Here is a 17,389-nt window from a genome sequence, read left to right as displayed (position 1 = left end):
CCGGAAAGCGGGGCTGCGGGGGCCGGGCCGGCCGCGCCGGGCCGGCATGGCGGACCCGGCGCGGCACGATGGCCGCGAGCGCTGGTTCAGGCGCGCTTGCTGATGGGGACGTAGGTCTGGTCTTCCGGTCCGACGTAGTTGGCCGTCGGGCGGATGATCTTGTTGTCGATGCGCTGCTCGATGATGTGGGCCGACCAGCCGGCCGTGCGCGCGATGACGAACAGCGGCGTGAACATGGCCGTCGGCACGCCCATCATGTGGTAGCTCACGGCGGAGAACCAGTCCAGGTTGGGGAACATCTTCTTGATGTCCCACATGACCGTTTCCAGGCGCTCGGCGATATCGAACATCTTGGTGCTGCCAGCCTTCCTGGACAGCTTCTTGGCGACGTCCTTGATCACCTTGTTGCGCGGGTCGGAAACCGTGTAGACCGGGTGGCCGAAGCCGATGATGACTTCCTTGTTCTCGACGCGCTGGCGGGTGTCGGCTTCGGCTTCGTCGGGCGTCTCGTAGCGCTTCTGGACTTCGAACGCGACCTCGTTGGCGCCGCCGTGCTTGGGGCCGCGCAGCGCGCCGATGGCGCCGGTGATGGACGAATACATGTCCGAGCCCGTGCCGGCGATGACGCGGCCGGTGAAGGTCGAGGCGTTGAATTCGTGCTCGGCGTACAGGATCAGCGAGGTGTGCATGGCGCGCACCCACTCGTCCGACGGCTTGGCGCCATGCAGCAGGTGCAGGAAGTGGCCGCCGATGCTGTCGTCGTCGGTCTGGACATCGATGACGCGGCCGTTGTGGCTGTAGTGGTACCAGTACAGCAGGGCCGAGCCCAGGTTGGCCATCAGCCGGTCGGCGATGTCGCGCGCGCCCGGGGTGTTGTGGTCGTCCTTCTCGGGCAGCACGCAGCCCAGTACTGAGACGGCGGTGCGCATGACGTCCATGGGGTGGCTGGAGGCCGGCAGGCATTCCAGCACGTTCTGCAATTGCGCCGGCAGGCCGCGCAGCGCGCGCAGCTTTTCCTTGTAGGCCTTCAGTTCGGCCTTGTTCGGCAACTTTCCGTGCACCAGCAGGTGAGCGATTTCCTCGAATTCCGCGCTGCCGGCGAAGTCCAGGATGTCATAGCCGCGGTAGTGCAGGTCGTTGCCGGTACGGCCGACGGTGCACAGCGCGGTGTTGCCGGCGACCACGCCCGACAGCGCAACCGATTTCTTGGGTTTGAACGCAGCCTTCTCCGCGGGCTGGGCGGCGGGTTTCTTCTGTTGGACGGTGGGCTTTTTCTGCGAGGTGCTCATGTCTCTCTTGCTCCTTCCTATGGGATAAACACAGGGGTGGTGCCGGCGGCGGCTCGTGCCGCGCCGCCGCCCATTATTGCGATTTGCCTTGCTGGAACAGCTGGTCCAGCTGCGATTCGAATTCGTGATAGCCGATGCGGTCGTACAGTTCGTCGCGCGTCTGCATCAGGTCCACCACGTTCTTCTGGTGGCCATCGCGGCGGATGGCCTGGTAGACGGTTTCGGCAGCCTTGTTCATGGCGCGGAATGCCGACAGCGGGTACAGCACCATGCCCACGCCCACGCTTTTGAGCTCTTCCACCGAGAACAGCGGCGTCTTGCCGAATTCGGTGATGTTGGCCAGCACCGGCACCTTGACCGCCTTGACGAAGCGATCGTAGGTAGGCAGGTCGTAGGCCGCCTCGGCGAAGATGGCGTCGGCGCCTGCTTCCACGCAGGCAATGGCGCGCTCGATGGCGGCGTCCACGCCGTGCGAGGCGATGGCGTCGGTACGCGCGATCAGGTAGAAATCGGAGTCGGTGCGGGCGTCGGCCGCGGCCTTGACGCGGTCGGCCATCTCCTCGGTGCTGACGATTTCTTTGCCGGGCCGATGGCCGCAGCGCTTGGCGCCGACCTGGTCCTCGATGTGGCAGGCGGCCGCGCCGAACTTGATCAGGCTCTTGACGGTGCGGGCGATGTTGAAGGCGGACGGGCCGAAGCCGGTATCGATGTCCACCATCAGGGGCACGTCGCACACATCGGTGATGCGGCGCACGTCGGTCAGCACGTCGTCCAGCGTGTTGATGCCCAGGTCCGGCAGCCCCAGCGAACCCGCCGCCACGCCGCCGCCCGACAGGTAGATGGCGCGGTAGCCGGCGCGCTTGGCCAGCAGCGCATGATTGGCATTGATGGCGCCGATGATCTGCAGCGGCTGTTCTTCGTTGAGCGCGCGGCGAAAGAGGGCGCCGGGAGATTCGGGTCTGGACATGGGGTGGTCTCCGAAATAATGGAACGCTCGCTGCATGCGCGAGCTTGTTTTTTGCAGGCAAGGTGCGGGCCGGTCGACGGTTGCGGCAAGCGTGCCAGACGCTGCAGCAACGTTGCCAGACCAGACCGCGAGTCCGGAAAATAACTCTGTCCCCTCCGGGGTCGCCCGGAAGGCGCAGACTTATGTTTCGGCGCGCAGGACCGTCGCGGACGGTCCTGCAAAACGGGCCCGTCTGCGCGGGCCCGTGGCGGCAATGCCGGATTACTTCAGCAGATCCTTGACGCCGTCGCGCTCTTCGAGCAGCTCTTTCAGCGTGAAGTCCAGGCGTTCACGCGAGAAGGCGTCGATCTCGAGGTCCTTGATCATCTTGTACTCGCCATTCTCGGTAACCACCGGGAAGCCGTAGATGATGCCTTCGGGAATGCCATACGAGCCGTCCGACGGGATGCCCATCGTCACCCACTTGCCGTTGCTGCCCAGCACCCAGTCGCGCACGTGATCGATGGCGGCGTTGGCGGCCGAGGCGGCCGACGACAGGCCGCGCGCCTCGATGATGGCCGCGCCGCGCTTGCCCACCGTGGGGATGAACGTGTCGCGGTTCCAGGCGTCGTCATTGATCAGCTGGGTCAGGCCCTGGCCGCCGACCGTGGCGAAGCGGAAGTCCGGGTACATGGTGGGCGAGTGGTTGCCCCACACGATCAGCTTCTCGATGTCGGCCACGCGCTTGCCCGACTTGGCGGACAGCTGCGACAGGGCGCGGTTGTGGTCCAGGCGCAGCATGGCGGTGAAGTTCTTGGCGGGCAGGTCCGGCGCCGACTTCATGGCGATGTAGGCATTGGTGTTGGCGGGGTTGCCGACCACCAGCACCTTGACGTTGCGGCTGGCCACGTCGTTCAGGGCACGGCCCTGGGCGGTGAAGATCTGGGCGTTGACGCTGAGCAGGTCCTTGCGCTCCATGCCGGGGCCGCGCGGACGGGCGCCGACCAGCAGGGCCACGTCGGCATCCTTGAAGGCGGTGCGCGGGTCGCTGTGGGCGGTGACTTCGTGCAGCAGGGGGAAGGCGCAATCTTCCAGTTCCATGATGACGCCCTTGAGTGCCTTCTGGGCTTTTTCGTCGGGAATTTCCAGCAGTTGCAGGATTACCGGCTGGTCTTTACCCAGCATTTCGCCAGAGGCGATGCGAAACAGCAGGGCGTAACCGATTTGGCCGGCGGCGCCAGTGACGGCGACACGCAAGGCGGGCTTGGACATGAATGCTCTCCGTAATTAGGTTTTGGCGAGAAAGAATCTCGTCAATCAGTGTAATCGCTGACGGGCTTCAGCCGGCGCGCAAAACGCGCGCGAAGCCGCTGTCTGGTAGCTCGAAATCCTAGAGCCAATTTACGCATACGTCAACATCTCTTATATCTTATATAAGACATAAGACGTTGGACAGACGGAGGGCGTCTGTGCCACAATGGGATGTTTGCCCGGACGGCCATCGCGCCGCCCTTCGCCGCGATGGCGGCCGGGCGGATACCGAACACACACGACTCCGACATGGCAGAAGCACGGCCCGATTCCCTCACGCGTTCGCGTGCCGCAAAACCGGCAGGCGAGGGGGCCGCTTTCAGTCCGCTTTACCGCCAGATCAAGGAACTGCTGGTTCAGAGCCTGGACCGCGGCGAATGGAAACCCGGCGAACTCATTCCCAGTGAGATCGACCTGGCGGCCCGTTTCCAGGTCAGCCAGGGCACCGTGCGCAAGGCAGTCGACGAACTGGCCGCCGAGCATCTGCTGCTGCGCCGCCAGGGCAAAGGCACCTTTGTCGCCACCCATCACGAAGCGCGCGTGCGCTATCGGTTCCTGCGCCTGGCGCCCGACGAAGAGGGCGAGGGCGGGCGGGCCGAAAGCCGCATCCTCGAATGCCGCCGCCTGCGCGCGCCGGCCGAGATCGCCCGCGCCCTCGAGCTGCGGGCCGGCGAGACCGTGGTGACCATACGGCGCCAGCTGTCCATGAACCACATGCCGACGGTCATCGACGATCTCTGGTTGCCCGGCACGCATTTTCGCGGGCTCACCCTCGAACTGCTGACCGCCAGCAAGGCGCCCCTGTATGGATTGTTCGAGTCCGAATTCGGGGTCAGTATGGTCCGAGCCGACGAAAAACTGCGCGCCGTCGCCGCCTCGCCTGAAATCGCTCCGCTCCTGGGTGTCGAGCCCGGCCGGCCCTTGCTGCAGGTCGATCGCATTTCATATACCTATGGCGATCGGCCCATGGAAGTGCGCCGCGGCTTATACCTTACCGATCATTACCACTACCGCAATAGCCTGAATTGATGAGCTTTTCCCCTACGATTTGATACGAACCCCGCTCTAGGCGAAAATAGCGCGTTTGCCCGCGAGGGCTCCACGGCATTTCGCCGTCACGATTCCCCCCCTAGTTCCGAAACACCGAGGCCGTCATGTCCGACTCAGCTGCCAAGCCGCGTCCACAGTTTCGCAATATCAGCGTTCCGCAAATCCTTAGTTACCGATTGCCGCTGGCTGGAAAACTGTCCATCCTGCACCGCATTAGCGGCGCGTTGCTGTTCCTCTGTCTTCCCTTGGTCATCGTGCCGTTGTTCGCGGCCAGCGTGACCTCGCCGGAAAGCTACGCGCAGGTCGCCCAGTACGCGGCCAATCCGCTGGTCAAGCTGGTGCTGCTGGCCCTGATCTGGGGCTATCTGCATCACTTCTGCGCCGGCATCCGCTACCTGGTGCTGGACCTGCATATCGGCCTGGACAAGGTCTCGGCCCAGAAAAGCGCCGGCGTGGCCTTCGGCGTCAGCCTGGCGCTGACCCTGGTGTTCGGTCTCAAACTGTTCGGAGTCCTGTAATGGCCGATACGAAAAACTATGGCCCCAAGCGCCTGGTCGTCGGCGCCCACTACGGGGTTACCGATTTCATCGCCCAGCGCATCACCGCCGTCATCCTGGCCGTGTATACCCTGGTGCTGATCGTCGGCCTGCTGATCATGCCGGCTTTCACGTATGAAAACTGGAAGGCCCTGTTCACCTTCCACGTGTTCGCCCTTCCGGTGGGCCAGATCTTGGCCTCGCTCGCTTTCTTTGCGCTGGCCTGGCATGCCTGGATCGGCGTGCGCGACATCTGGATGGACTATGTCCGCCCGGTAGGCGTGCGCCTGCTGCTGCAGGTGCTGACCATCCTCTGGCTGGTCGGTTCGGTCGTCTACTTCGCGCAAATCCTCTGGAGAATCTAAGCCGTGGTCGCTGTCATGAATTCCTTGCCGCGCCGCCAGTTTGATGTGGTGGTGGTCGGCGCCGGCGGAGCCGGCATGCGCTGTTCGCTGCAACTGGCCCAGGCGGGCCTGTCGGTTGCGGTGCTGTCCAAAGTGTTCCCGACCCGTTCGCACACGGTTGCCGCGCAAGGCGGCGTGAGCGCGTCGCTGGGCAACATGAGCGAAGACAACTGGTACTGGCATATGTACGACACCGTCAAGGGGTCGGACTGGCTGGGCGACCAGGATGCCATCGAGTTCATGTGCCGCGAGGCGCCCAATGCCGTGTATGAGCTCGAGCACTTCGGCATGCCGTTCGACCGCAACGCCGACGGCACCATCTACCAGCGTCCGTTCGGCGGCCATACGGCCAATTTCGGCGAGAAGCCGGTGCAGCGCGCCTGTGCCGCCGCCGACCGTACCGGCCACGCGCTGCTGCACACGCTCTACCAGCGCAACGTCGCCGCCCGTACCCAGTTCTTCGTCGAGTGGATGGCGCTGGACCTGCTGCGCAACGAAGCCGGCGACGTGCTGGGCGTGACCGCGCTCGAAATGGAAACCGGCGAGATCTACGTCCTGGAAGCCAAGACCACGGTGCTGGCCACCGGCGGCGCCGGCCGTATCTGGGCCGCTTCCACGAACGCCTTCATCAACACCGGCGACGGCCTGGGCATGGCGGCGCGCGCGGGCATCCCGCTGCAGGACATGGAGTTCTGGCAGTTCCACCCGACCGGCGTGGCCGGCGCGGGCGTGCTGATCACCGAAGGCGTGCGCGGCGAAGGCGGCATCCTGCTCAACAAGGATGGCGAGCGCTTCATGGAGCGCTACGCGCCCACGCTGAAGGACCTGGCGCCGCGCGACTTCGTGTCGCGCTCGATGGACCAGGAAATCAAGGAAGGCCGCGGCTGCGGTCCCGACGGCAGCTACGTGGTGCTGAAGCTGGATCACCTCGGCGCCGACGTGATCAACAAGCGCCTGCCGTCGATCCGTGAGATCGCCATCAAGTTCGGCAACGTCGACCCGATCAAGGAACCGATCCCCGTCGTGCCGACCATCCACTACCAGATGGGCGGCATTCCCGCCAACTACCACGGCCAGGTGCTCGAGCGCGCCAACGGCGAGAACAAGATCGTCAACGGCCTGTACGCCATCGGCGAATGCGCCGCGGTGTCGGTGCACGGCGCCAACCGCCTGGGCACCAATTCGCTGCTGGACCTGATCGTCTTCGGCCGTGCCACCGGCAACCATATCGTCGACTCGCATCCCGAGCGCCAGCACGCCCACCAGCCGCTGCCCAAGGAAGCCGTCGACCGGTCGCGGGCGCGCGTCGACGAGCTGGAGTCGCGCACTTCGGGCGAGAAGACCCAGGACGTCGCCAACGCCATCCGCATGTCGATGCAGCGCCATTGCGGCGTGTTCCGCACGCTGGAGCTGCTCAACGAGGGCGTGGGCCAGATCGAAGACCTGGCGCAGACGGCCCAGCACATCTACTTCAAGGACAAGTCGAAGGTGTTCAACACCGCGCGCGTCGAGGCGCTGGAACTGGCCAACATGACCGAGGTGGCGCGCGCCACCATCAAGTCGGCCGCCAACCGCACCGAAAGCCGCGGCGCGCATGCGCTGAACGACCATCCCGAGCGCGACGACGTGAACTGGCTCAAGCATACGCTGTGGTATTCGGAAGGCAGCCGCCTCGACTACAAACCCGTTCAGATGAAGCCGCTGACAGTGGAATCCTTCCCGCCCAAGGCTCGTACTTTCTAAGCAGGATCCGGAATGAGCACTAAACGAATCGTTAAGTTCGAAATCTACCGCTACGATCCTGACAAGGACGAGCGTCCGTACATGCAGAAGCTGGAAGTCGAACTCCAGCCGACCGACAAGATGCTTCTCGATGCGTTGGTGCGCATCAAGAACGACGTGGACGACAGCCTGGCGCTGCGCCGGTCGTGCCGCGAGGGCGTGTGCGGTTCGGATGCCATGAACATCAACGGCAAGAACGGCCTGGCTTGCACCACCAACCTGCTGGAGCTGAAGGAACCCATCGTCCTGAAGCCGCTGCCCGGCCTGCCCGTGATCCGCGACCTGATCGTGGACATGACGCACTTCTTCAATCAGTACCACTCGATCCGCCCCTACCTCATCAACGACACGCCGCCGCCCGAGAAAGAGCGCCTGCAGTCGCCCGAGGCGCGCGAGGAACTCGATGGCCTGTACGAGTGCATCCTGTGCGCGTGCTGCTCGACGTCGTGCCCGTCGTTCTGGTGGAACCCGGACAAGTTCGTCGGCCCGGCCGGCCTGCTGCAGGCCTACCGCTTCATCGCCGACAGCCGCGACGAAGCAACCGGTGCCCGCCTGGACAACCTGGAGGATCCGTACCGCCTGTTCCGCTGCCACACCATCATGAACTGTGTCGACGTCTGTCCCAAGGGTCTCAATCCGACCAAGGCGATCGGCAAGATCAAGGAACTGATGGTCCGTCGTACGGTCTAGTGTTTATTGGCATTAAGGTGTTTTCATGAGCAGGCTTACGGAATTGCAGCGGGCTCGTCTGCGTTGGCGAGCACGACGTGGCCTGCTGGAGAACGACCTCATCATCACCCGGTATCTGGATGCCTGCGAAGACCAGCTTACCGACGAAGACGTAACGGCGCTGACGCAGCTCTTCGAGCTTGGAGACAACGATCTGCTTGATCTGCTGCTGGCGCGCAAGGAGCCGGAGGGAGCGCTGGACACTCCCCGGCTGCGCGCCATCATTGACCGGATGCGAGAGCTCTGATTCATTACGAGGAAACTGCGATGAACCTGTCTGACAAAAAAGCCACGCTATCCTTTTCGGACGGCAGCGCTCCTATCGAATTCCCAGTCTACAAGGGTACGGTCGGCCCGGACGTGATCGACATCCGCAAGCTGTATGGCCAGACGGGTATGTTCACGTTCGACCCCGGCTTCATGTCCACCGCCGCCTGCGCCTCGGGCATTACCTACATCGACGGCGACAAGGGCGAACTGCTGTACCGCGGCTATCCCATCGAGCAGCTGGCCGTCAATTGCGACTTCCTCGACATCTGCTACCTGATCCTCAACGGCGAGCTGCCCAACGGCGGCCAGAAGCAGGATTTCGACTCGCAGGTGACCCATCACACGATGGTCAACGAGCAGCTGCATTTCTTCCTGCGCGGCTTCCGCCGCGACGCGCACCCGATGGCGGTGCTGACGGGCCTGGTGGGCGCGCTGTCGGCCTTCTACCACGACTCGACCGACATCACCAACCCGCACCATCGCCACGTCTCGGCCATCCGCCTGATCGCCAAGATGCCGACGCTGGTCGCCATGGCGTACAAGTATTCGCAAGGCCAGCCGTTCATTTATCCGCAGAATGACCTGTCGTACACCGGCAACTTCCTGCGCATGATGTTCGCGACCCCGTGTGAAGAGTACAAGGTCAATGACGTCGTCGAGCGCGCGCTCGATCGCATCTTCATCCTGCATGCGGACCACGAGCAGAACGCTTCGACCTCGACGGTGCGCCTGTGCGGTTCGTCGGGCACCAATCCGTTCGCCGCCATCGCCGCCGGCGTGGCGTGCCTGTGGGGCCCGGCTCACGGCGGCGCCAACGAAGCCTGCCTGCAGATGCTCGAAGAACTGCAGGCCAACGGCGGTGTGGCCAAGGTCGGCGAGTTCATGGAAAAGGTCAAGGACAAGAACTCGGGCGTGCGCCTGATGGGCTTTGGCCACCGCGTCTACAAGAACTACGATCCGCGCGCCAAGCTGATGCAGGAAACGTGCAAGGAAGTCCTGGTGGCGCTGGGCCTGGAGAACGACCCGCTGTTCAAGCTGGCCATGGAACTGGAGCGCATCGCCCTGGAAGACGACTACTTCGTGCAGCGCAAGCTGTACCCGAACGTCGACTTCTACTCGGGTATCGTGCAACGCGCCATCGGCATCCCGACCTCGCTGTTCACGGCCATCTTCGCGCTGGCCCGCACGGTGGGCTGGATCGCCCAGTGGAACGAAATGCTGTCCGACCCCGACTACAAGATCGGCCGTCCGCGCCAGCTGTTCACCGGTTCGGTCACGCGCGACGTGCCCGGCATGGACAAGCGCTGATCCGGCGTACTCGCGTCCACTGAAAGAACCGCCTTCGGGCGGTTTTTTCTTGCCGGCCCATCTGTACGGCCGGCTCCGCTATCATCTGCGCATGATTCCTGTCGCGCTGCCTTCCCTGTCGTTCGTATTGCTGCTGCTGGCTTCGGCGCTGGGCGCATTGGCCCTGCTGGGGTGGAGCGCGGCGCTGGCGTTCAGCGGGCGCGCCCGGCGCGCCTTCGGCAGGCGCCGGCTGGCATGCGGCGGACTCTATGCGGTGTTGCTCGTGCTGGCCGGATATTTCGCCTATTTCCAGGGCGTCGCGGCGTATGTCCGGTACGAGATCGAACGGGAATGGCGGACACGCCACTACACTCTGCCCGAAGCGGCCCGGGTGGGCGGCATCGATATGCCCGCCGGCACCCGGCTCAGCCTCGAGGTGGCGCATTCGCCGGACACGTACAACCGCGCCGAGTTTCCGCACCCGGTATCCGCGCATGGACTGCAGGCGCTGCGCATAGAGCGCTACATCGCGCTGGACCACGAGCCGGATACCTACAAGCTGACCGAGGCCTATCCGCTCACCATGCGCGTGACCGGTCCGGGTACGCAGGCCATACAGGGGTGGCGCTGCGACGCGGCCAGCCCCATGCACTTCAGTACCCGGCGCGATGGCCGCATCGCGGCGTTCGAGGAATGCATGCTGGCCGAGGGCAACCGCGCCGATGGGATGGAGGTGCCGCCAGGCGCCCGCCTGCTGGCCCATGAGGGAACGGTCTACACCGACGGCCACGTCGATCCCGACCGCTGGCAGGTCTGGCTGGAGCCTGACATGGCGGTGCGGATCGGCGGCGTATGGCTGGCTGGGGCAATCATCCGGCTCGATGCCGAGCGGCGCTACGATGCGTTCGAGCGGGCCGAGCTGGCCTGCCCGCTGGCCTTCGGGCCCATGCATTATCCGGCCGGCACGGAGGTCCGCTCGGCGGGGCGTGGATGGCGCGAGCGCCATCCCGGGGCCTGGATTTTCAGCCCGCTGGCCGGCGCGTCCGCCCGGTATGCCGGCCATCCTGACGTGGCAGACGGCCAAGCCGTCGTGCAGGGGCGTGGTGGCGAGGTGCTGGCCGTGGTTCCCAACAATGAGGCAGGGGTGCTGCGCTTTGCCGCCATCGCGGTGGGCGGGAACGACGCGGCGGCGCCGCGGCGGGCCGCCTGCCCGCCGCGCTGAGATGCACTAGATGCGCTAGATGCCGATGCCGCGCGCCATCAGCACGGCGAACAGCGGCAGGAAGATGAACAGGTGCGATTCGATCATCACCCAGCGGCGCGCGCGCCGGATATCGGCATCGGCGGGGGTGAAGCCCGGCTGCGACAGCGACTGCTTCTTCCAGCTCAGGAAGGCCAGGGTGGGCGGGATGGAACAGAGCGCGATCAGCACGAACAGCCCGATCTTGGCGTGGAACCAGGGGTTGGCCATGTAGAAGGCCGCGCCCTTGGCGCCCAGCGTCAGGCGCAGGACGCCGGTGGCCAGCACGGCGAGCGCGCTTGCCAGGTACAGGCGGTCGTAGAGCGCCAGCCGGCCCACGGACCGGGCGGACATGCCGGGCCGCAGCAGCACGGCTTCGGCGGTCATGAGGACGATCAGGACGAAGATGGCCAGATAGTGCAGCCAGGCGAGTAGGGCGTCTTGCAGCATGGGGTCTCCCGGATGGGGGCGGCGGCCGTGACAGCCGCCGCTCAGTCTCGATAGTACGACGGGAGGATCGCGAGAGCCCCCTTGGCCTGTCTGGAGGGCAGGAGTCGGGGTTACGGATAGATCATGGAAAAACCGACGTATGTCGTGAGTTGCCCGGTAGTAATGTTGCCGGATTTCTTCACGTACGATGCCAGGTAGCGCAACGTGACCTTCTTCTTGGCGTTGTCGGCGGTGTCGGTGACGGGGTTGAAGGCCTGGGCGTTCTGGGCGGCGGCGTCCACGCCCATGGGGATCTTGGTGCCGTTCTGGTTGGAGATGCGGATTTGCACGCCCTGCGCTTCGCTTGCAGCGATGATCGCATTTTGGGTGGTGGCGGGGTTGTTGTTGTAGGCGATCGAATACGCCTTCAGGTCGCCGGTAGCGTAGTCGGTGGTCGGCCCAGGCTCGAAGTACGCTTTCACACCATTGTTCAGGGACGAGGGGCAGTTCTTGAGCGTGATCAGGAAGGGCGTACGGCCAGCTTCGTCTCCATCCTTGGCCAGCGCGCTCTTGGATATCTTGGGCAATTGCACCACCTTGGTGTGCGTGGGGCCGGCCGGGTCCTCGATGACGCAGGTGGTGTCGGTGATGGTGCCGGTGATGACGATGGTGCCGTCGTCGGCGTGCGCCGCGGACGCAATGGCCGCCAGAGCGGCCCGCAAGCACAGGCGCCGGGCGCGTTGGAAAGGGAGTTGCATGGGTAACACGGGCGTCTTGGCGCCAGAAGAGTTATGGAGCCACGATCTTAGGTCTTAGGGGGGGGAGGGGGGGGGGGGGGGGCTGATTCCGATGTGGGAAACAGCCCTGTCGCATGCGGCTTTTATCGGGACTGGACCCGTGCATGCAGGGCCCGGCGCCATGGCGGCGCCGGGCCGGCGCATCAGCGTCAGCCTTCGGCGGCTTCCTGCTGCGCGTCCACCACTGCCAATGCCGTCATGTTGACGATGCGGCGCACGGTGGCGCTGGTGGTCAGGATGTGCACCGGGCGGGCCGAACCCAGCAGGATCGGGCCCATCGCAATCCCGTTGCTGCCGGTCATCTTCAGCATGTTGTAGGTGATGTTGCCGGTATCGAGGTTGGGCATGACCAGCAGGTTGGCGCGACCCTTGAGCGTGCTGTCCGGGTAGGCCTGCAGGCGGATCGACTCCGACAGCGCGGCGTCGGCGTGCATCTCGCCATCGACCTCCAGATGCGGCGCGCGCTCGGCCACCAGCTTGCGGGCATGGGCCATCTTGCGCGACGAATCGGTGGGCCGGCTGCCGAAGTTGGAATGCGACAGCAGCGCGATCTTCGGCATGACGCCAAAGCGCAGCATCTCCTCGGCGGCCTGGATCGTGATGTTGGCGATTTCGTCGGCCGACGGGTTCTCGTTGACGTGCGTGTCGGTGACGAACAGGGTCTGGTTCGGCAGCATCAGCACATTCAGCGCGCCGTAGGTCTGGCCGGGCTTGCGGCCGATCACCTCCTCCACGTACTTGAGCTGGTTGTCGTACTTGCTGGTGACGCCGCACAGCAGCGCGTCGGCATCGCCGCGACGCAGCAGCATCGCGCCGATCAGCGTGTTGTGCTTGCGGATCATCGCCTTGGCGATGGCCGGTGTCACGCCTTCGCGGCCGCGCAGCTGATAGTAGCCATTCCAGGTGTCGTTGAAGCGGCTGTCGTCCTCGGGGTCGACGATCTCGACGTTCTGGCCCGGCACCATGCGCAGGCCGAACTTCTTGATGCGCATCTCGATCACCGACGGGCGGCCGACCAGGATGGGCTCGGCCAGCTTCTCGTCGATCACGGTCTGTACCGCGCGCAGCACGCGCTCGTCTTCGCCGTCGGCATACACCACGCGCTTGGGCGCCTGCTTGGCCTGCTGGAACAGCGGACGCATCAACTGGCCGGAGTGATACACGAAGCCCATCAGCTTCTGGCGATAGGCCTCGATGTCCTCGATCGGACGGGTGGCGACGCCGGAGTCCGCGGCGGCTTGGGCCACGGCCGGCGCGATCTGCACGATCAGGCGGGGATCGAACGGCTTGGGAATGATGTAGTCGGGGCCGAAGCTGAGCTCCTGGCCGGCATAGGCGCGCGCTACTTCGTCGTTCTGTTCGGCCTGGGCCAGCTCGGCGATGGCCTTGACGCACGCCAGCTTCATTTCCTCGGTGATGCGCGTGGCGCCGGCATCCAGGGCGCCGCGGAAAATGAAGGGGAAGCAAAGCACGTTGTTGACCTGGTTCGGGTAGTCCGAACGGCCGGTGGCGACGATGCAGTCGGGCCGCGCCGCCTTGGCGAGCTCGGGGCGGATTTCCGGCTCAGGGTTGGCCAGCGCCAGGATCAGCGGCTGCGCCGCCATGGTCTTGACCATTTCCGGCGTCAGCACGCCGGCGGTCGAGCAACCCAGGAACACGTCGGCGCCGTTGACCACGTCGGCCAGCGTACGGGCCTCGGTCTTCTGCGCGTAGCGGCGCTTGTTGGGCTCCATGTTCTCGTCACGGCCTTCCCAGATGACGCCGCGCGAGTCCACCACGTAGATGTGTTCGCGCTTGATGCCCAGGTGCACCAGCAGGTCCAGGCAGGCGATCGCGGCGGCGCCGGCGCCCGAGCAGGCCAGCTTGACCTGGCCGATGTCCTTGCCGACGACTTTCAGGCCATTGAGGATGGCCGCCGACGAAATGATGGCGGTGCCATGCTGGTCATCGTGGAACACCGGGATGTTCATGCGCTCGCGCAGCTTCTTCTCGATATAGAAGCACTCGGGCGCCTTGATGTCCTCGAGGTTCACGCCGCCCAGCGTCGGCTCGAGCGCGGCTATGATGTCGACCAGTTTGTCGGGGTCGTTCTCGGCCAGCTCGATATCGAACACGTCGATGCCGGCGAATTTCTTGAACAGGCAGCCCTTGCCTTCCATGACCGGCTTGGCGGCCAGCGGGCCGATGTTGCCCAGGCCCAGCACGGCCGTCCCGTTGGTGATCACGCCGACCAGGTTGGAGCGCGACGTGTATTTCGATGCTGCGTCATTGCCCTGGTCGAAAATCGCCATGCAGGCCGCGGCCACGCCGGGCGAGTAGGCCAGCGACAGGTCGTCCTGATTGGCCAGCGTCTTGGTCGGGGTAACCGAGATTTTGCCCGGGGTGGGATAAGCGTGGTAATCCAACGCCAGTTTGGTGAGATTTTCGTCCATGGGTGCACAACCTTTGCGGCGCAAACTGAGGGAAATAACGGAAAAGCTGAAATCCGAGGGGAACCCCCTATTTCAACAGAAAGCGCCGTACTGTGCTTGCTGCACCGCAGCGAAGACGGCATCGGCCGGGCCACGTCCCGGCCGATGCGGCCGTCACGACTGCCAGGAGGGGACGTTGCGCGTGGCAACCTGCAATTGCTCGCGCCGGGCCTGCAGCGCAGGCTGCCAGGCGCTGTCCTCGCGCGCCAGCAGGTCCAGCGCGTGCAGGACGATCCAGGGCGCGCCGACCTCGAAGAAGTCGCGCAACCGGGCGCGCGTGTCGCTGCGGCCGAAGTCGTCGGTGCCCAGCACGCGGTACGGGCCGGGGACCCAGGCGCGGATCTGCTCCGGCACGGCGCGGACATAGTCGCTGACGGCAACCACCGGGGTGGCCTGGTCGCCCAGGCATTGCGCCAGCCAGTTGCCGTCGGGGCAGGGCAGTCCCAGCGCCTGGGCGCGCTCGGCGCCGCGCCCGCCGCGCGCCAGCTCCGAAAAGCTGGTCACGCTCCAGACTTCCGCGTCCACGCCGTGCTCATCGCGCAGCAATTGCGCCGCGCGCATGGCCTCGTCGAGCATCGGACCGGCGCCCAGCAGGCGCACCTGCGGGGTGCCGTCGGCGGCCCGCACGCGGTGCATGCCGCGCAGGATGCCCGTGCGCGTTTCCTCGCCCTCGGGCATGTCGGGCTGGGCCAGGTTTTCGTTGGTGACGGTCAGGTAGTAGAACTCATCGCATTGTTCGTCGAGCATGCGCTGCATGCCGTGCTCGACCAGGACGGCCACTTCGTACGCATAGGCGGGATCGTAGGCGCGGCAATTCGGCACCGCCGCCGCGGCCAGGTGGCTGTAGCCGTCCTGGTGCTGCAGGCCTTCGCCGCCCAGCGTCGTGCGCCCGGACGTTGCGCCGATGAGAAAGCCCCGCGTGCGCTGGTCGGCCGCCGCCCAGATCAGGTCGCCGATGCGCTGGAAGCCGAACATCGAGTAATAGATATAGAAAGGCAGCATGGGCAGGCCATTGACCGAATAGCTGGTGCCGGCCGCGGTCCAGGACGAGATCGCGCCGGCTTCGGTAATGCCTTCTTCCAGGATCTGGCCGTCGCGCGCCTCGCGGTACGCCAGCACCGAGCCAATGTCTTCCGGTTCGTACAGTTGTCCCTGCGCCGAGTAGATGCCTACCTGGCGGAACAGGTTGGCCATGCCGAACGTGCGCGCTTCGTCGGCCACGATGGGCACGATGCGCGGCCCCAGTTGCGGGTCCTTCAGCAAGGCGGTGAGCATGCGCACGATGGCCATGGTCGAGGACATTTCCTTGCCCGAGGCCTGCAGCGCGAACCGGGCCCAGTCGGCCACCGGTGGCGGCGCCAGGCGCGGGGCTTCGGTGCGGCGCCGCGGCAGGTAGCCGCCCAGGGCCGCGCGGCGCGACTCCAGGTAGCGCAGCTCGGCGCTGTCCTCGGCCGGCTTGTAGAACTTCAACGCCAGGCAGTCGGCGTCGGAGATGGGCAGCGCGAAACGGTCGCGGAACGCCAGCAGGGCTTCGTCGTCCAGCTTCTTCTGCTGGTGCGTGGTCATCTTGCCCTGTCCGGCGGTGCCCATGCCGAACCCCTTCTTGGTCTGCGCCAGGATGACGGTGGGCTGGCCGCGGTGGTGCGTGGCACGGTGATAGGCGGCGTGGATCTTGACCATGTCGTGGCCGCCGCGGCGCAGGCGGTCGATCGCCTCGTCGGACCAGTCCGCCACCAGCGCGCTCAGCCGCGGATCCTGCCCGAAGAAGTGCTGGCGGTTGTAGGCGCCGTCATTGGCGGCGAAGGTCTGGAACTGCCCGTCCACCGTGTGCGAGAACGTGCCGGCCAGCACGCCATCGGGATCGCGCCGCAGCAGGGCGTCCCAGTCTCCGCCCCAGACCAGCTTGATGACATTCCAGCCGGCGCCGGCGTACAGCGTTTCCAGCTCGTCGATGATGCGGCCATTGCCGCGTACCGGGCCGTCGAGGCGCTGCAGGTTGCAGTTGATCACGAACACCAGGTTGTCCAGGCGCTCGCGCGCGGCCAGCGTCAGCGCGGCGATGGATTCGGGTTCGTCCATTTCCCCGTCGCCGAAAATGCCCCAGACCTTGCGGTCCGAAGGCATGGCCAGCGAACGGTGTTCCAGGTAGCGCATGAAGCGGGCCTGGTAGATGGCATTGATGGGGCCGATGCCCATCGAGCCGGTGGGGAATTGCCAGAAGTCCGGCATCAGCCAGGGGTGCGGATAGGAAGACAGGCCTCGCAGTCCCTGTGCCCCCGCCGTGATTTCCTGGCGGAAATGCGCCAGGTCGACGTCGCTCAGGAAACCTTCCAGATAGGCGCGGGCATAGATGCCCGGCGCCGAGTGCGGCTGCATGTAGACCAGGTCGCCGCCGAAGCCGGGCGCGGGCGCGCGGAAGAAATGGTTGAAACCCACTTCGAACAGGTCGGCCGCCGACGCATAGCTGGCGATGTGGCCGCCCAGTTCGCCATGGGCCTGGTTGGCGCGCACCACCATGGCCAGCGCGTTCCAGCGGTTGATGGAGGCGATGCGCTCTTCCAGCGACAGGTTGCCGGGAAAGGGCGGGTCCTGGTCGGCCGCGATGGTGTTGAGATAGGCCGTACGCGTGATGCCCGGCGCGCGCACCCCCAGCGCGGTGGCCCGCGCCAGCAGTTGCTGCAGCACATAGGCGGCCCGTTCGGGGCCGCCGGCCTGGGTCAGCGAGTCCAGCGCCTCGCGCCATTCGGCGGTTTCGACGGGGTCGGGATCCGGGATCCGTGGCGGCGTGGCGCCGGCCTGGGCGTTGCACATGGCGTTGTCTCCTATTTGCATCCATGCTAGCGCTTTA

General features: G+C 65.4%; 15 protein-coding genes. 8 read left to right on the top strand and 7 right to left on the bottom strand.

Features of this window, described 5'->3' with window-relative positions; all coding sequences use genetic code 11:
• Positions 1-86: 86 nt before the first annotated feature.
• The 3 genes from prpC to LK409_RS14290 form a co-directional block, all read right to left on the bottom strand.
• Positions 87-1,289, bottom strand: a complete 1,203-nt coding sequence (prpC, locus tag LK409_RS14300; RefSeq protein ID WP_010928963.1) for a bifunctional 2-methylcitrate synthase/citrate synthase — start codon at positions 1,287-1,289, stop codon at positions 87-89.
• Positions 1,290-1,362: 73 nt separating this feature from the next.
• Positions 1,363-2,256, bottom strand: a complete 894-nt coding sequence (prpB, locus tag LK409_RS14295; protein WP_003813658.1) for a methylisocitrate lyase — start codon at positions 2,254-2,256, stop codon at positions 1,363-1,365.
• 261 nt (positions 2,257-2,517) lie between these two features.
• Positions 2,518-3,507 carry a malate dehydrogenase gene (locus tag LK409_RS14290; RefSeq protein WP_003813657.1) on the bottom strand — a complete coding sequence of 330 codons (990 nt, stop codon included), beginning with the start codon at positions 3,505-3,507 and terminating at the stop codon, positions 2,518-2,520.
• A 288-nt stretch (positions 3,508-3,795) separates the two neighbouring features.
• Here LK409_RS14290 and LK409_RS14285 point away from each other — a divergent pair, with 288 nt between their 5' ends.
• From LK409_RS14285 to LK409_RS14250, 8 genes are all read left to right on the top strand, one after another.
• Positions 3,796-4,575 (top strand): GntR family transcriptional regulator, encoded by a 780-nt coding sequence (locus LK409_RS14285; protein WP_003813656.1) that lies wholly within the window; start codon positions 3,796-3,798, stop codon positions 4,573-4,575.
• A gap of 125 nt (positions 4,576-4,700) precedes the next feature.
• Positions 4,701-5,114 (top strand): succinate dehydrogenase, cytochrome b556 subunit, encoded by a 414-nt coding sequence (gene sdhC / locus LK409_RS14280; RefSeq protein WP_003813654.1) that lies wholly within the window; start codon positions 4,701-4,703, stop codon positions 5,112-5,114.
• A complete protein-coding gene (gene sdhD / locus LK409_RS14275; protein WP_003813653.1) occupies positions 5,114-5,497 on the top strand; it encodes a succinate dehydrogenase, hydrophobic membrane anchor protein in 384 nt (127 codons plus the stop codon). The genes sdhC and sdhD overlap by 1 nt, the downstream gene beginning before the upstream one ends.
• A 3-nt stretch (positions 5,498-5,500) precedes the next feature.
• On the top strand, positions 5,501-7,279 hold the full coding sequence (gene sdhA, locus LK409_RS14270) for a succinate dehydrogenase flavoprotein subunit (protein WP_010928961.1): 1,779 nt from the start codon (positions 5,501-5,503) through the stop codon (positions 7,277-7,279).
• A 12-nt stretch (positions 7,280-7,291) separates the two neighbouring features.
• The gene (locus LK409_RS14265) at positions 7,292-8,008 is read left to right on the top strand and encodes a succinate dehydrogenase iron-sulfur subunit (RefSeq protein ID WP_003813649.1); all 717 of its coding nucleotides are present in this window, start codon (positions 7,292-7,294) and stop codon (positions 8,006-8,008) included.
• Between the two features lie 25 nt (positions 8,009-8,033).
• Positions 8,034-8,294, top strand: a complete 261-nt coding sequence (locus LK409_RS14260; protein WP_003813647.1) for a succinate dehydrogenase assembly factor 2 — start codon at positions 8,034-8,036, stop codon at positions 8,292-8,294.
• Positions 8,295-8,314: 20 nt separating this feature from the next.
• On the top strand, positions 8,315-9,625 hold the full coding sequence (locus tag LK409_RS14255) for a citrate synthase (RefSeq protein ID WP_003813645.1): 1,311 nt from the start codon (positions 8,315-8,317) through the stop codon (positions 9,623-9,625).
• 91 nt (positions 9,626-9,716) lie between these two features.
• Positions 9,717-10,826, top strand: coding sequence for a hypothetical protein (locus tag LK409_RS14250; RefSeq protein ID WP_226376435.1), 1,110 nt, complete (start codon positions 9,717-9,719; stop codon positions 10,824-10,826).
• A gap of 15 nt (positions 10,827-10,841) precedes the next feature.
• Here LK409_RS14250 and LK409_RS14245 read toward each other — a convergent pair whose 3' ends face one another.
• The 4 genes from LK409_RS14245 to mdeB form a co-directional block, all read right to left on the bottom strand.
• Complete coding sequence (locus tag LK409_RS14245) at positions 10,842-11,294, bottom strand: DUF2214 family protein (RefSeq protein WP_003813640.1); 453 nt, start codon at positions 11,292-11,294, stop codon at positions 10,842-10,844.
• A gap of 110 nt (positions 11,295-11,404) precedes the next feature.
• Positions 11,405-12,040 (bottom strand): fimbrial protein, encoded by a 636-nt coding sequence (locus LK409_RS14240; RefSeq protein ID WP_010928959.1) that lies wholly within the window; start codon positions 12,038-12,040, stop codon positions 11,405-11,407.
• A gap of 179 nt (positions 12,041-12,219) precedes the next feature.
• Positions 12,220-14,502, bottom strand: a complete 2,283-nt coding sequence (locus LK409_RS14235) for an NADP-dependent malic enzyme (RefSeq protein WP_041937261.1) — start codon at positions 14,500-14,502, stop codon at positions 12,220-12,222.
• Between the two features lie 153 nt (positions 14,503-14,655).
• Positions 14,656-17,352, bottom strand: a complete 2,697-nt coding sequence (mdeB, locus tag LK409_RS14230) for an alpha-ketoglutarate dehydrogenase (RefSeq protein ID WP_041937260.1) — start codon at positions 17,350-17,352, stop codon at positions 14,656-14,658.
• Between the last annotated feature and the right edge of the window lie 37 nt (positions 17,353-17,389).

The organism is Bordetella parapertussis, assembly GCF_020735925.1.
GTDB lineage: Bacteria > Pseudomonadota > Gammaproteobacteria > Burkholderiales > Burkholderiaceae_B > Bordetella > Bordetella pertussis.
Note: the sequence above shows the minus strand (reverse complement) of the source record. Positions and strands in the feature narration are given on the sequence as shown.